General features: G+C 69.3%; 14 protein-coding genes and 1 tRNA gene. 10 read left to right on the top strand and 5 right to left on the bottom strand.

Annotation, left to right across the window (positions count from 1 at the left end):
* Positions 1 to 5 precede the first annotated feature (5 nt).
* The 3 genes from A5648_RS21665 to A5648_RS21655 form a co-directional block, all read right to left on the bottom strand.
* Complete coding sequence (locus A5648_RS21665; protein ID WP_065026540.1) at positions 6 to 614, bottom strand: HdeD family acid-resistance protein; 609 nt, start codon at positions 612 to 614, stop codon at positions 6 to 8.
* 39 nt (positions 615 to 653) lie between these two features.
* Complete coding sequence (locus tag A5648_RS21660) at positions 654 to 1,898, bottom strand: alpha/beta hydrolase (RefSeq protein ID WP_065026539.1); 1,245 nt, start codon at positions 1,896 to 1,898, stop codon at positions 654 to 656.
* 63 nt (positions 1,899 to 1,961) lie between these two features.
* Entirely contained in the window at positions 1,962 to 3,269 is a 1,308-nt protein-coding gene (locus A5648_RS21655; protein WP_207511806.1) for an adenylate/guanylate cyclase domain-containing protein, read from the bottom strand.
* A 66-nt stretch (positions 3,270 to 3,335) separates the two neighbouring features.
* Between A5648_RS21655 and A5648_RS21650 the strand changes: the two genes are divergently transcribed.
* Entirely contained in the window at positions 3,336 to 3,662 is a 327-nt protein-coding gene (locus A5648_RS21650; protein ID WP_065026538.1) for a YnfA family protein, read from the top strand.
* Positions 3,663 to 3,675: 13 nt separating this feature from the next.
* On the opposite strand, the gene A5648_RS21645 is transcribed toward A5648_RS21650, so the two are convergent.
* Positions 3,676 to 3,752: transfer RNA gene (locus A5648_RS21645), tRNA-Leu, on the bottom strand.
* 73 nt (positions 3,753 to 3,825) lie between these two features.
* Between A5648_RS21645 and A5648_RS21640 the strand changes: the two genes are divergently transcribed.
* The 9 genes from A5648_RS21640 to A5648_RS21600 all read left to right on the top strand — a co-directional run bounded on the left by A5648_RS21640 (position 3,826) and on the right by A5648_RS21600 (position 12,959).
* A complete protein-coding gene (locus tag A5648_RS21640) occupies positions 3,826 to 4,449 on the top strand; it encodes an ANTAR domain-containing response regulator (protein WP_065026537.1) in 624 nt (207 codons plus the stop codon).
* 37 nt (positions 4,450 to 4,486) lie between these two features.
* Positions 4,487 to 5,848: a Pup--protein ligase gene (gene pafA / locus A5648_RS21635; protein ID WP_109470887.1), complete on the top strand. Its 1,362-nt coding sequence runs from the start codon at positions 4,487 to 4,489 to the stop codon at positions 5,846 to 5,848.
* A 17-nt stretch (positions 5,849 to 5,865) separates the two neighbouring features.
* On the top strand, positions 5,866 to 6,861 hold the full coding sequence (locus A5648_RS21630; RefSeq protein WP_065026535.1) for a helix-turn-helix transcriptional regulator: 996 nt from the start codon (positions 5,866 to 5,868) through the stop codon (positions 6,859 to 6,861).
* A complete protein-coding gene (locus A5648_RS21625) occupies positions 6,858 to 7,808 on the top strand; it encodes a helix-turn-helix transcriptional regulator (protein ID WP_065026534.1) in 951 nt (316 codons plus the stop codon). Before A5648_RS21630 ends, A5648_RS21625 begins: the two co-directional genes overlap by 4 nt.
* On the top strand, positions 7,805 to 8,035 hold the full coding sequence (locus A5648_RS21620; RefSeq protein ID WP_065026533.1) for a DUF2510 domain-containing protein: 231 nt from the start codon (positions 7,805 to 7,807) through the stop codon (positions 8,033 to 8,035). The genes A5648_RS21625 and A5648_RS21620 overlap by 4 nt, the downstream gene beginning before the upstream one ends.
* Before the next feature lie 156 nt (positions 8,036 to 8,191).
* On the top strand, positions 8,192 to 8,422 hold the full coding sequence (tatA, locus tag A5648_RS21615; RefSeq protein WP_064855676.1) for a Sec-independent protein translocase subunit TatA: 231 nt from the start codon (positions 8,192 to 8,194) through the stop codon (positions 8,420 to 8,422).
* A 110-nt stretch (positions 8,423 to 8,532) separates the two neighbouring features.
* The gene (gene tatC, locus A5648_RS21610) at positions 8,533 to 9,369 is read left to right on the top strand and encodes a twin-arginine translocase subunit TatC (protein ID WP_428844368.1); all 837 of its coding nucleotides are present in this window, start codon (positions 8,533 to 8,535) and stop codon (positions 9,367 to 9,369) included.
* Positions 9,362 to 12,133 carry a DEAD/DEAH box helicase gene (locus A5648_RS21605; protein ID WP_065026531.1) on the top strand — a complete coding sequence of 924 codons (2,772 nt, stop codon included), beginning with the start codon at positions 9,362 to 9,364 and terminating at the stop codon, positions 12,131 to 12,133. Before tatC ends, A5648_RS21605 begins: the two co-directional genes overlap by 8 nt.
* 73 nt (positions 12,134 to 12,206) lie before the next feature.
* Positions 12,207 to 12,959, top strand: coding sequence for a DUF4333 domain-containing protein (locus A5648_RS21600; protein ID WP_065026530.1), 753 nt, complete (start codon positions 12,207 to 12,209; stop codon positions 12,957 to 12,959).
* Between the two features lie 16 nt (positions 12,960 to 12,975).
* Here A5648_RS21600 and A5648_RS21595 read toward each other — a convergent pair whose 3' ends face one another.
* Positions 12,976 to 13,929: a 5'-3' exonuclease gene (locus A5648_RS21595; protein WP_065026529.1), complete on the bottom strand. Its 954-nt coding sequence runs from the start codon at positions 13,927 to 13,929 to the stop codon at positions 12,976 to 12,978.
* Between the last annotated feature and the right edge of the window lie 94 nt (positions 13,930 to 14,023).

The following is a 14,023-nucleotide window of genomic DNA, read 5'->3' as shown; positions in this document are numbered from 1 at the left end:
GGCGGCTAGCTGCCCGACAGCGCCGCGTCGATCTTGCGGGAGGCGGTACGGATCTTGAGGGCGGTGACGATCTCGACGATCCCGATGACGATCAACCACCAGCCGACCACCAGCGCCAGGATCCACAGCGAGGTGAACGGCGCCGCCAGAATCACCAGCCCGGCCAGCAGGCTGATCACGCCCATGAAGATCTGCCAGCCACGGCCCGGCAGCGCCGGGTCACTGATGCCGGCGACGGTGGTGGCCACACCGCGGAAGATGAAGCCGACCGCGATCCAGATGGCCAGCAGCAGCACCGCGAGGGCTTCCTCCTCGGAGTGGAAATGCCGGAAACACAGCACGGCCAGGATCACCGACGCGGTACCGCTGAGGAACAGCAGCACCCGCCCGCCTGCGGATACGACCGGCAGGCTGAACGCGAAGATCACCTGGGCGACCCCGGTGATCACCAGGTAGATGCCGAACAGCACGGCGGCCGCCAGGATGGTTCGGCCCGGCCAGGCCAGGATCAGCACGCCTAGGGCCAGCGCCAGAACACCGGAGACCAGCGTCGACTTCCACAGATGCGGCAGCAGGCCGGAAGGGGTTGGTTCCATGGCCGAAGTCTGGCACAGATGTCGCGTAGCGGCCGGGGTATCGACCGGACGACCGCGTCAGGCGGCCGGGGCGATCCGCGCGCTGTAGATCTCGGCAAGGAACTGCTCGACGGCCAGCGCGGTGTGCGCTGCCCGGGGCGAGCCGAAGATGTCGAAGGCGTGCTGCGCCACCGGCAGTTCCGCGTAGACGACCGGGTTGGTGCTGACATCGCGCAGCCGGGCGGTGAAAGCACGGGCCTGCTCGACCGGCACCAGCGAGTCGTTACTGCCGTGCAGAACGAAAAACGGTGGCGCGTCAGCGGAGATGTACGTCATCGGGGAGGCGTCGCGGTAGGTGTCGGGGAACTTGCGGCGGCTCTGCTTGAACACGTAGGCACTGAGCGTCGGTGCCAGCAGCGGGTGCAGATCGGTGTCGCCGGTGAAGTCGTAGATGCCGTAGAACGGGATCGCCGCCCGCACGCTGGTGTCGGCATCGGCGAAGCCCGGCTGGAATCGGGGGTCGCCGGCGGTCAGCGCAGTCAGCGCGCACAGGTGTCCGCCCGCCGAACCGCCGGTGATCGCGACCCAGTCCGGGTCGCCGCCGTAGTCGGCGATGTGGGCTTTCGTCCAGGCCAGGGCGCGCTTGACGTCGACGATGTGATCGGGCCAGGTGGAGCGCGGACTGAGCCGGTAGTTGATCGACACGCACACCCAGCCCCGCTCCACCAGGTGAGTCATCAGCGGATGTGCTTGGCCGCGTTTGCTTCCCACCATCCAGGCGCCACCGGGCACCTGCAGCAGCACCGGCGCGCGGCCGTCGCGGGGCAGGTCGCGGTGCCGCCACACGTCGAGGGTGTTGCGGCCGCCGTATTCGCCGTAAGGAATGTCGGCATCGGTGGCGTAGTCGCGGTAGACCCGCATCATGCGCACCAGACCGGGTGCCTTCGCGATTTCGCCGTCCGGGCCTGGCCGCTTCCAGAGGTCAGCGCCGTCGGTGCGCCGGCCCGCGCCGAGTTCGGCGTCCAACGCCGCGGTCAGCGGCCGGTTGGCGGTGCGGCCGGCATGGCTCAGCCCGAGCAGGCCCAACCAGGACAGCACCGACACCAGCCAACTGAACCGTCGTAGCCGCGGCGACAATCGGCGCGAGACCGCCGCCAACGCCGCGGACTGCCCGGCGATCAGTTGCAACGGAAGCTCCGAGGCGAACACCCCGAACGCGAACGCGTACAGCGACGGGTAGCCGTGCTTGGTCAGCGGGCGGTAGCCATTGAGGGTGGTGGCGAGTCCGGCGAGCGAGCCGAACACAGCCAGAAGCCTCGTCATTGCGCTCCTTCGCGTTGGGGGACAACCGTTCGGCACCTTACCGAAACCGGTCGAGTCACCCGGTCAGCGCGCGGGCACCGACAGTGAGCGCGACGCCGGACCGCGCGAGGCCGGCGGGCGCGCACCCACCAGGAACCAGGTGTGCATGACGCCCTTGCCCTTCACGTCGACGTCACCGCGCTCCTCGAACACGAAGTCACTGCTCAACCGCTGGTAGACGTCCTGCGGCACCTGGATGCGGTTCGGGGCGCCGGTCGACTCCATCCGGGAGGCGAGGTTGACCGCATCCCCCCACACGTCGTAGAAAAAGCGGCGGTTTCCGACCACACCGGCGACGACCGGGCCGGCGGCCAGACCGATCCGCAGCGACACCGGCCGGCCCAGCGGATCGCGCAGGTCGGCGATGGTGTCGGCGATGTCGAGTGCCAGCCGCGCCAGCGCATGCAGGTGATCGGGCCGGGCGTTGGGGACCCCGCTGACCACCATGTAGGAGTCGCCGCTGGTCTTGATCTTCTCCAGTCCGTGCCGCTCGACAAGCCGGTCCAGGCCGGTGTAGAGCTCGTTGAGGAATTCGACCAGTTGGCCGGGGTCGGTCTGACTGGCCCGGCGGGTGAAGTCGGCGATATCGGCGAACAGCACCGAGGCGTCCGGGTAGCTGTCGGCGATCACGTCCACGGCCGGGTTCTTCAGCCGGTCGGCGACGGCCGTGGGCAGGATGTTGGCCAGCAGCGCTTCGGAACGTTCGTACTCGGCCTCCATCGCCGCTTCGGCGTGGCCGATCTCGCGCAGCGCGTACCAGATGGTGGCGACCACCATGAAGCACGCCGAGACCACCACCAGGGCGAAGGACAGGTTGCGCAGCCAGTCCGGCTGATCCAGGTTCTGGGCGGGGACCAGCAACTGCAGGGCGATGGTCAGCGCCGCGCCGATGCCGGCCACCACAGCGGCCAGCTTGATCCGATCGACGCCGAGGATGAGCACGCTGATCGATGCCGCGGCCAGGAAGTAGAACTGGATTCCCGAGCCGGTCCCGACCACCCAGCAGATGACGAAGGTCGTCAGGTAGGCGATGCCGACGAACGCCAAGGGTGCGATCAGCTCGCCGTAGTGGTACAGCAGCGGGGTCAGCACAAAGGCGGCGGCGGCGATCAGGTTGAGCGCACCGATCCACCAGTACGTCGGGTCGGCCCAGATCTCGAGAAGTCCGAAGCCCGCACTGATGACCGCGGCCAGCCCGGCGGAGACCTTGAGGATCCGCAGCCGCTGCGACAGCCGCGCCGCGTAATGCCGGGTGCGGGCCGGCATGCAGTGTGGGCTCCGGTAGGGACTCTGGGCCCCGTCCGGCGCGGCCAGGAACCGCTTGACGGTCACGTTCCACAGCGTAATCCCGTGAGCTGCGCAATCGGAGGCTTCACCGAACAGCTAGGGTCGGCGGCCATGGTGCTGCGTTCGGTTGCGCTGTTCGTGTTGGCCGCGATTGCGGAGATCGGCGGCGCCTGGCTGGTGTGGCAGGGGGTGCGTGAGCATCGCGGCCTGCTGTGGGCCGGAGCAGGGGTGATCGCCTTGGGGCTGTACGGGTTCGTGGCGACCTGGCAGCCCGACGCCCACTTCGGCCGCATCCTGGCCGCCTACGGCGGGGTGTTCGTGGCAGGCTCGCTGGTCTGGGGCATGGCCTTCGACGGATTCCGGCCCGATCGCGCCGATGTCCTGGGTGCGCTGATCTGCCTGGCCGGGGTCGCGGTGATCATGTATGCACCGCGCTGACCGGCGGTGATCGTGGTGCCCTCGGTGAGATTCGAACTCACACTGTACGGGTTTTGAATCCGTTTCCTCTGCCAGTTGGGATACGAGGGCTTCCGCGCGGCTTCCTACCCTAGACGATGCCCCACCGGGTTGCCGCCGCCGGCAACCGCGACAGAATGGGGTGATGACTGCGTCGACATCCGAGAGCACCCCGCGCCCTGCCCGCCGGGTTCTGATCGCCGAGGACGAGGCGCTGATCCGGCTGGATCTCGCCGAGATGCTGCGGGAAGAGGGCTACGAGGTGGTCGGTGAGGCCGGCGACGGCCAGGAAGCCGTGGAGCTGGCCGAACTGCTGCGCCCGGACCTGGTGATTCTGGACGTGAAGATGCCGCGGCGCGACGGCATCGACGCGGCCTCCGAGATCGCCGCCAAACGCATCGCGCCGATCGTCATGCTCACCGCGTTCAGCCAGCGCGACCTGGTGGAACGGGCCCGAGACGCCGGGGCGATGGCCTATCTGGTCAAACCCTTCACCCCCGGCGACCTGGTTCCGGCCATCGAGCTGGCGGTCAGCCGGTCCGAGGAGATCACCGCACTGGAACGCGAGGTCAGCACGCTGTCGGAGCAGCTGGCGACCCGCAAGCTCATCGAACGGGCCAAGGGCCTGCTGCAGTCCAAGCAGGGCTTGAGCGAGCCCGAAGCGTTCAAGTGGATTCAGCGCGCGGCGATGGACAAGCGAACCACGATGCGGCAGGTGGCCGAGGTGGTGCTGGAAACCCTCGACACGGCGGCGAACCCCCCGGCCTGACCACCGTTGCGGTTGCTCAACGGCTACGCTCGATGACGTGCAGCGCAGAATCATGGGCATCGAGACCGAGTTCGGTGTCACCTGCACCTTTCACGGCCACCGGCGACTGTCGCCCGACGAGGTGGCGCGCTACCTGTTTCGCCGAGTGGTGTCCTGGGGACGCAGTTCGAATGTGTTCCTGCGCAACGGCGCTCGGCTGTACCTGGATGTCGGCAGCCATCCCGAGTACGCCACCGCCGAATGCGACAGCCTGATTCAGCTGGTCACCCACGACCGGGCCGGCGAACGGGTGCTCGAGGACCTGCTGATCGACGCCGAGCAGCGACTGGCAGATGAGGGCATCGGCGGCGACATCTACCTGTTCAAAAACAACACCGACTCGGCCGGCAACTCCTACGGCTGCCACGAGAACTACCTGATCGTGCGGGCCGGGGAGTTCTCCCGCATCTCCGACGTGCTGCTGCCGTTCCTGGTGACCCGCCAGCTGATCTGCGGCGCCGGCAAGGTGCTGCAGACCCCCAAGGCCGCCACCTTCTGCTTGTCGCAACGCGCCGAGCACATCTGGGAGGGCGTGTCCAGCGCGACCACCCGCTCCCGACCGATCATCAACACCCGCGACGAGCCGCATGCCGACGCCGAGAAGTACCGGCGGCTGCACGTCATCGTCGGCGACTCGAACATGTCCGAGACCTCCACCCTGCTCAAGGTGGGCAGCGCGTCGCTGGTGCTGGAGATGATCGAGGCGGGGGTGCCCTTCCGCGACTTCTCCCTCGACAACCCGATCCGGGCGATCCGGGAGGTCAGCCACGACGTCACCGGTCGGCGGCCGGTGCGCCTGGCCGGGGGACGCCAGGCCGGCGCCTTGGACATCCAGCGCGAGTACTACGGGCGGGCCGTGGAGTACGTGCGCACTCGCGCGGCCAGCAGCCCGCAGCTCGAGCAGGTCATCGACCTGTGGGGCCGCCAACTCGACGCCGTCGAATCCCAGGACTTCGCCAAGGTGGACACCGAGATCGACTGGGTGATCAAACGAAAGCTGTTCCAGCGCTACCAGGATCGCTACGACATGGAGCTCTCCGACCCCAAGATCGCCCAGCTGGATCTGGCCTACCACGACATCAAGCGGGGCCGCGGCGTGTTCGATCTGCTGCAGCGCAAGGGCCTGGCGGCCCGGGTCACCACCGACGAAGAGGTCGACGCGGCCGTCGACACCCCGCCGCAGACCACCCGGGCCAAACTGCGCGGCGAATTCATCAGTGCCGCACAGGCCGCCGGCCGTGACTTCACCGTCGACTGGGTGCACCTCAAGCTCAACGACCAGGCCCAGCGCACCGTATTGTGCAAGGACCCGTTCCGCTCGGTCGACGAACGGGTCAAGCGGCTGATCGCCAGCATGTAGCGCTTATCCTCCTTCTCATGGCGACCGCCAAAGTCGAACGGCTTCTGAACCTGGTCATCGCGTTGCTGTCCACGCGCGGTTACCTCACCGCGGAAAAGATCCGCACCAATGTCGCCGGCTACGACAGCACCCAGAACCTCGACGCGTTCTCGCGGATGTTCGAACGCGACAAGAACGAGCTGCGTGACCTGGGCATTCCGCTGGAGACCGGCAAGGTCTCGGGCCTCGACCCGGTCGAGGGCTACCGCATCAACCCCGACGCCTACAAGCTGCCCGCCATCGAGCTGACCCGCGAAGAGGCGGCCGCGGTCGCGGTCGCCGTCCAGCTGTGGCAGTCGCCGGAGCTGCGCGCCAACGCCCAGGGTGCGGTGGCCAAACTGCAGGCCGCCGGGGTCGATGTGGATGCGGATCGAGCCGACGTGCTGGTGGCATCGCCGGCGGCGCTGCCCGGTATCCATCGCGCCGAGCCGGCGCTGAGGGCGCTGATGGACGCCGTCCAGGCGGGGCAGGCCGTGCAGTTCGGCCACCGCCCGTCGCCGGTGGCGCCCTACAGCACCCGCACCGTGGAGCCGTGGGGGGTGGTCACCCACGGCGGCCGGTGGTACCTGGTGGGCCACGACCGCGACCGCGATGCGGTCCGCACCTTCCGGATGTCGCGGATCGCCGACGACGTCACCCCGATCGGGCCGCCGGGCGCGGTCACCCGGCCCGAGGCCGCCGATCTGCGCCAGATCGTGGCGGCGGCGGTGGGGCAGGCGCCCAGCGGTCTGCAGGCCCGCATCTGGGTCGCCGACGATCGCGCCGTGGCGCTGCGCCGGACCGGCACGGTGCTGGGCCGCGAGTCGATGGCCGGCCGCGACGGCGACATCATCGGCGTCGACATCGGCACCCATGACCGGCTGGCCCGCGAGATCGCCGGATACGGGGCCGACGCCGTCGTACTGGACCCGGCCTCGTTGCGCGACGACGTGGTGGCCCGGCTCACCGCCTGTGCTCGGGAGGTGTCGGCGTGAACCAACTTCCGAAACGGCTGGTGCGACTGCTCAACATGGTGCCGTACTTCTTGGCGCGCCCGGGCATCACCAAGGAGCAGGCCGCCGCCGAGCTCGGGGTCAGCCTCAGCCAGCTGCAGACCGACCTCGAGCAGTTGGCGGTGTGCGGATTGCCCGGTTACGGGCCCGGGGATCTGATCGACCTGACGTTCTACGAAGACCGCATCGACGTCTACGAATCCGCGGGCGTGGACCGGCCGCTGCGGCTGACCTCGCCGGAGGCCACCGCCATGCTGATGGCTTTGCGGGCGTTGGTCGACATGCCCGGCATCGTCGACCCCCGGGCCGCTCGCAGCGCGATCGCCAAGATCGAGAACGCCGCCGGCACCGCCGTGCAGGAAGCATCCGAGGCCGCCGACCACGCCAACCCGGCCGCCGACGTGGTGCGCGAGGCCGTACGCCGCCATCGTGCGCTGGCCATCGACTACTACGCCGCCTCCCGCGACACCTCGTCGCACCGGATCGTCGACCCGATCCGGGTAGTGCTGATCGCCAACCACAGCTACCTGGAGGCATGGTGCCGAGAATCCGCGGGCGTGCGGCTGTTCCGCTTCGACCGCATCGACGGCGCCGCGGTGCTCGACGAGCCGTCCGCGCCGCCGGAACCGGCGCGGCAGGCCGAGACCGACACGTCGCTGTTCGACGCCGACCCGTCGATGCCGGTCGCGACCGTGCGCGTGGCACCCTCGGTGGCGTGGATGTTCGAGTACTACCCGATGCGACTGGTGGGCGAATTGCCCGACGGTTGGCGTGAGGCGGAGATGACGTACGCCTCCGACGAGTGGTTGACCCGGCTGCTGCTGGGAATGGGGGATGAGGTGCAGGTCGTGGCGCCCGAGTCGTTGGCAACCGGCGTGCGCGACGCCGCGGTGGCCGCGCTGGCTGCCTATGAGAACGTGCGATCATGACCGCCTACAACCTCGGAGCGCTGTTCGCCGATATCGTCTTCCTGGTTCTGATCGTCGGGGTAGCGGTGGGCATCGTTTTCCTGGTCAAGGCCAAATCGAAGCCGCCGAGCGACGCGGCAGCGCCCCCGAACTGGTACCCGGATCCCGCCGATCCCGAGCTGCTCCGCTACTTCGACGGCGAGAGCTGGACGGGCGCCACCCAGCCGCGGGCTGCGCCGCCGGGTTAATGCGGCGGTTCCAGCTTCGCCTCTCCTTCGTCGAGCCTCGCTGAACCGCCCGGTTGATGCGGCGGTTCCAGCTTCGCCTCTCCTTCGTCGAGCCTCGCTGAACCGCCGGCTTCCTGAGCTGCGGTAGCATCGAGGCGACGTCTGGAGGTAACCAAAGTGAACGCTTTAGGACCGTCGCACCTGGCGATCCTCGCCGTCGCCGTGATCATCTTGTTCGGCGCCAAGCGACTGCCCGACGCGGCGCGCTCGCTGGGTAAGTCGCTGCGCATCTTCAAATCCGAGGTTCGCGAACTGCAAAGCGAGGCCAAGCCGGATTCGACCGCCACTCCGACCACCGTCCAGTCCGAGCGGGTCGACCCGCCGGCGGCCGGCGGTCAGTCGGCGTAGCCCGGCCCCGCCGTCGCGGCGACCGCGCCTGACCTACTGTGCCCACGCTCGGAGCTCTGCGGCGGCTGGATCCGCGGCTGCGCCGCAGGCGCACCAATCCCGACGGGACGATGTCGCTCGTCGACCACCTGCGTGAGCTGCGCACCCGGCTGCTGATCTCGCTGGCCGCGATCGTGCTCACCACGATCATTGGCTTCGTCTGGTACACCCAGCCGCTCTTCGGGCTGGAGAGCCTCGGCGAATGGCTGCGCCACCCGTACTGCGAGTTGCCGGCCTCCGCGCGCGCCTCGATCGCGCCCGATGGGCAGTGCCGGCTGCTGGCCACCGCACCCTTCGACCAGTTCATGCTGCGGCTCAAGGTGGGCTTGGCCGCGGGAATCGTGCTGGCCTGCCCGGTCTGGTTCTACCAGTTGTGGGCGTTCATCACCCCGGGGCTCTACCGCAAGGAGCGGCGCTTCGCGGTGGTGTTCGTGGTGTCGGCGGCCGTGCTGTTTGTCACCGGCGCGATCCTGGCCTACCTGGTGCTGTCCAAGGCGCTGGGTTTTCTGCTGACCGTCGGCAGTGACGTCCAGGTGACCGCGTTGTCCGGCGACCGCTATTTCGGTTTCCTGCTGAACCTGCTGGTGGTGTTCGGGATCAGCTTCGAGTTCCCGCTGCTGATCGTCATGCTCAACCAGGTCGGCGTCTTGAGCTACGCACGGCTCAAGGAGTGGCGGCGCGGGCTGATCTTCGCGATGTTCGTGTTCGCGGCGTTCTTCACCCCCGGATCGGACCCGTTCTCGATGATCGTGCTCGGCTTCACGCTGACCCTGTTGCAGGAGTTCGCGATTCAGATCGCTCGGCTGCACGACAAACGCAAGGCCAAACGGGAGGCCACCGCGGAGCTCAGCGACGACCAAGCCTCGCCCATCGACGCCCCCGCACCCGTCGCCGCCCCGCATGACTAGCCCGCCGGAGGCGCCCGAGCTGAGCCGGTTCACCGCGCAACTGCCGTTCGGACTGGACGACTTCCAGCGTCGGGCCTGCCAGGCCCTGCAGGACGGCCGGGGCGTATTGGTGTGCGCCCCGACCGGCGCCGGCAAGACGGTGGTGGGGGAGTTCGCGGTGCACCTGGCCCTGGCGGCCGGCGGAAAGTGCTTCTACACCACCCCGATCAAGGCGCTGAGCAACCAGAAGCACACCGACTTGGTCGCCCGCTACGGCAAGGACAAAGTGGGGTTGTTGACCGGCGACCTGTCGGTCAACGCCAACGCGCCGGTGGTGGTGATGACCACCGAGGTGTTGCGCAACATGCTCTACGCGAATTCACCTGCTCTGCAAGGTCTTTCGCACGTGGTAATGGACGAGGTACACTTCCTGGCCGACCGGATGCGCGGCGCGGTCTGGGAGGAGGTGATCCTGCACCTGGCCGACGAGGTGCGCCTGGTCAGCCTCTCGGCGACGGTCAGCAATGCCGAGGAGTTCGGCGGCTGGATCCAAACGGTGCGCGGGGACACCACCGTCGTGGTCGACGAACACCGCCCGGTGCCGCTGTGGCAGCACATGATGGTGGGCAAGCGGCTCTTCGACCTGTTCGGATCCCGCCCCGACAGCGACGGCCCGGGCACCGCTGGCCGTGCGCGCGTCGACCCACAACTGTTGCGGCACATCGCGCATCGGCGCGAAGCCGACCGGCTTACCGACTGGCCACCGCGCCGCCACAACGGCAGGGGCGGCCCCGGGCGCCCGGGCTACCGGCCCCCGATGCGCCCCGATGTGATCGCAGTGCTGGACTCGGCCGGGCTGCTGCCGGCGATCACTTTCGTGTTCTCCCGCGCCGGCTGCGATGCCGCGGTCAAGCAGTGCCTGCGCTCGCCGCTGCGGTTGACCACCGAGTCGGAGCGAGCCCGCATCGCCGAGGTGATCGACCACCGCTGCGGTGACCTCGCCGATGACGACCTGGCCGTGTTGGGCTATTACGAATGGCGCGAAGGGCTGCTGCGCGGACTGGCCGGCCACCACGCCGGGATGCTGCCGGTGTTCCGCCACACCGTCGAGGAGCTGTTCGCCGCGGGCCTGGTCAAGGCCGTGTTCGCCACCGAGACCCTGGCCTTGGGCATCAACATGCCCGCCCGCACGGTCGTGCTCGAAAGATTGGTCAAGTTCAACGGCGAGCAGCACGCCGCGCTGACACCGGGCGAGTACACCCAGCTGACGGGGCGGGCCGGCCGGCGTGGCATCGACATCGAAGGCCACGCGGTGGTGCTGTGGCATCCGGGGGAGGCCACCGCCGATCCCGATCAGGTGGCCGGGCTGGCGTCTACCCGAACCTTCCCGTTGCGCAGCTCGTTCGCGCCGTCGTACAACATGACGATCAACCTCGTCCAGCAGATGGGCCCCGAGCAGGCCCACCGGTTGTTGGAGCAGTCGTTCGCCCAGTATCAGGCCGACCGGTCGGTCGTCGGCCTGGTGCGCAGCGCCGAACGCGGCGAACGGACCCTGGATGACATCGCCGCCGAACTCGGCGGCCGCGACTCGCCGGTCCTCGACTACGCCCGGCTGCGGGCGCAGATCTCCGAACGGGAACGCGCCCAGGCGCGTGCCTCCCGGCTGCAGCGCCGCCGAGCCGCCAGTGATGCGCTGGCGGCGTTGCGAAAAGGCGACATCATCACCCTCACCCACGGGCGCCGCGGTGGTCTGGCGGTAGTGCTGCAGGCCGACCGGGATTCCGACGAACCGCGGCCGCTGGTGCTCACCGAGCACCGCTGGGCCGGCCGGATCTCCTCGGCGGACTATTCGGGCGCCGTGCCGCCGATCGGAACCATGAACCTGCCCAAGCGGGTGGAACACCGCCAGCCGCGGGTCCGCCGCGATCTGGCTTCGGCGTTGCGGTCCGCGGCGGAAGGGCTGGTGGTGCCGAAGGCGCGGGGGCGGCGCGGCGGCGGCCCGCAGGAGGACGCGGTGGATCCGGAATTGGCCGCGCTGCGGCAACAGCTGCGCGCTCACCCCAGCCATGCCGAGCCGGACCGCGAGGACAGGGTGCGCACCGCCGAGCGCTACCTGCGCGTGGAGGCCGACAACGCCCAACTGCGCCGCAAGGTTCAAGCGGCCACCAACTCACTGGCGCGCACCTTCGACCGGATCGTCGGGCTGCTCGCCGAGCGGGGCTTCATTGCGACCGGCGACGGCGATCCGAAAGTGACCGCCGACGGCCGGATGCTGGCCCGGATCTATAACGAAAGCGATCTGTTGGTCGCCGAGTGTCTGCGTACCGGGGCCTGGGACGGTCTCGGGCCGGCTGAACTGGCCGCGGTGGTCTCCGCGGTGCTTTACGAATCACGCGGCGCGGACGGCCCGGGCGGACCGCCGACCCTGCAACCACCCACCGAGCCGGTGCGCCGAGCCCTGCAGCAGACCCGGAAGCTCTCGGCGGCGCTGCGGGCCGACGAACGCCGGCACGGGATCACCGCGAGCCGGGAACCCGACGACGGCTTCGTCGCCGCGGTGTATCGCTGGGCGCGCACCGGGGACCTGGCGTCGGCCTTGGACGCTTCGGACGCCGCCGGTGCCGGTTCGCCGCTGTCGGCGGGTGACTTCGTGCGCTGGTGCCGCCAGGTGCTCGACCTGCTGGATCAGCTGCGCAACTCGGCGCCCGGCGCCGAACTGCGAGCAACGGCAAAACAGGCCATCGACACCGTTTTGCGGGGCGTCGTCGCCGTTGACGCCGGGTAGGCTGGGCCGGGCGCTACGGTGGAGAGCCGGCGGTGATCAGCACCCGCTACGCGAGAGGACTTGGGGAACAACGATGAGCGGACCGCAGGGATACGACCCGACGCAGCCGTGGCAGCCTCAGCAGCCCGGACAGCCCGAGGAGCAGCCGGGCACCGGACAGGGTCCGGCAACCGGCGCCGAGCAGCAGTGGCAGCCGCCGGCCTACACGCCGTCGCAGTACCCGCAGCAGACGTCCTACCCCTCGACACCGCAGTACCCCGGCTACCCGCAGCCCGAGCAGTACGGCCAGCCGGCCCAATACGGCCAGCCCGGCCAGTACGGCCAACCGGCGCAGTACGGCCAGCCCGGGCAATACGGCCAACCGGCTCAGTACGGCCAGCCGGGCCAATACGGCCAGCCGGGCCAGCCGGGCCAGTATGGTCAGCCCGGCCAATACGGCCAATATCCCCAGCAGCCCGGCCAGTACGGTCAGCCCGGACCGGGCAGCAAGCGCCCGACCGCGCTGGTCGGCACCGTGCTCGCCGCATGCCTGGGCATCGCCGCCCTGGTGGTGCTGGTGCTCGGGTTCTGGAAGCCCGGATTCTTCGTGACCACCAAGCTCGACGTCGACAAGGCGCAGCAGGGGGTGCAGCAGATCCTGGCCGACCAGACCAACGGCTACGGCGCCAAGAACGTCAAGGACGTCCGGTGCAACAACGGCCAGAGTCCGGTGGTCAAGCAGGGTGACACGTTCAACTGCGAGGTCAGCATCGACGGCACGAAGCGTCAGGTGACCGTGACTTTCCAGGACAATTCGGGCACCTACGAGGTCGGCCGGCCCAAGTAGTCCGCATCAACCCGGCTCAGTCGGGCAGCGTGTCGAGCGCCCGCTGTAGCCGGGCGATCGAGGATCCGACGCCGAGACGGTCGGCCAGCTCGGCGACCCGAGCGGGGTCGGCAGCCACCCGAGGGAGAGCGTCCGACGGCGTCGACAGCGTGACCGGGGCGTCGGTGGCGACCCGCACCACCGGACCGGCAGCGGCGATATAGTCCTGCGCCGCTTGCAATTTGGCCCGCACCCCTTTGGCCATTGGTGAGCCCGGGTCGGCGGCGGCGGCCAGTACCGCCGCGAGCGAACCGTGCCGGGCCAGCAGCCCGACCGCCGTCTTCTCGCCGATCCCGGGCACTCCGGGCAGCCCGTCGGAGGGATCACCGCGCAGCAGCGCCATCTCGGCGTAGGCGGCGCCGGCACGCTCGGCGGGCAGGCCGTAGCGTTCCGCCACCTCCGCCGGGCCGAACAGCGTCGCCTGCGCCAGCCCGCGGCCCAGATAGAGCACCGACACCGCGACGGGGCGCTCGGCGACCACCTGCAGCAGGTCCCGGTCGCCACTGACGACGATCACCGGATCCTTGGTTTCGGCCGCTGCCAGGGTGCCCAGCACGTCGTCGGCCTCGAAGTCCGGCGCTCCGGCGGTGGCGATCCCGAACGCGTCGAGCAGCTCGGCGATCATCTCCACCTGCGGACTCAGCTCGTCGGGCACTTCCTCGACGTCGGTGTCCTCCGGCACTTCTTCGGCCACCCGGTGCGCCTTGTAGGAGGGGATGAGCTCCACCCGCCACTGCGGGCGCCAGTCCAGGTCCAGGCAGACCGCCAGCCGGTCGGGACGCTGCCGGGTGATCAAGGTGGCTACCGAGTCGAAGAAGCCGCGCACCGCGTTCACCGGCCGGCCGTCGGGGGCGGTGATCGAGGACGGCACTCCGAAGTAGGACCGGAACCACATACTGGCACCGTCGAGCAACAGCACGGGAGCGGGCATGGCTGCCAGCCTATTTACCGTTGATGCGATGAAGGGGCGGGGCCTCCGCTCCTCGTGACGTTCCCGGCGGATGCTGGGGGTGTCACTACCAGTC

Source organism: Mycolicibacter sinensis, assembly GCF_001673565.1.
Lineage (GTDB): Bacteria > Actinomycetota > Actinomycetes > Mycobacteriales > Mycobacteriaceae > Mycobacterium > Mycobacterium sinense_C.
This window is presented reverse-complemented; position numbering and strand designations above follow the sequence as displayed.

Bases quoted from the DNA above. Each gene is read 5' to 3' on its own strand.
- A5648_RS21660 (WP_065026539.1), bottom strand. From the start codon at position 1,898: ATGACGAGGCTTCTGGCTGTGTTCGGCTCGCTCGCCGGACTCGCCACC.
- A5648_RS21650 (WP_065026538.1), top strand. From the start codon at position 3,336: ATGGTGCTGCGTTCGGTTGCGCTGTTCGTGTTGGCCGCGATTGCGGAG.
- A5648_RS21640 (WP_065026537.1), top strand. From the start codon at position 3,826: ATGACTGCGTCGACATCCGAGAGCACCCCGCGCCCTGCCCGCCGGGTT.
- A5648_RS21630 (WP_065026535.1), top strand. From the start codon at position 5,866: ATGGCGACCGCCAAAGTCGAACGGCTTCTGAACCTGGTCATCGCGTTG.
- A5648_RS21620 (WP_065026533.1), top strand. From the start codon at position 7,805: ATGACCGCCTACAACCTCGGAGCGCTGTTCGCCGATATCGTCTTCCTG.
- tatC (WP_428844368.1), top strand. From the start codon at position 8,533: ATGTCGCTCGTCGACCACCTGCGTGAGCTGCGCACCCGGCTGCTGATC.
- A5648_RS21605 (WP_065026531.1), top strand. From the start codon at position 9,362: ATGACTAGCCCGCCGGAGGCGCCCGAGCTGAGCCGGTTCACCGCGCAA.
- A5648_RS21600 (WP_065026530.1), top strand. From the start codon at position 12,207: ATGAGCGGACCGCAGGGATACGACCCGACGCAGCCGTGGCAGCCTCAG.
- A5648_RS21595 (WP_065026529.1), bottom strand. From the start codon at position 13,929: ATGCCCGCTCCCGTGCTGTTGCTCGACGGTGCCAGTATGTGGTTCCGG.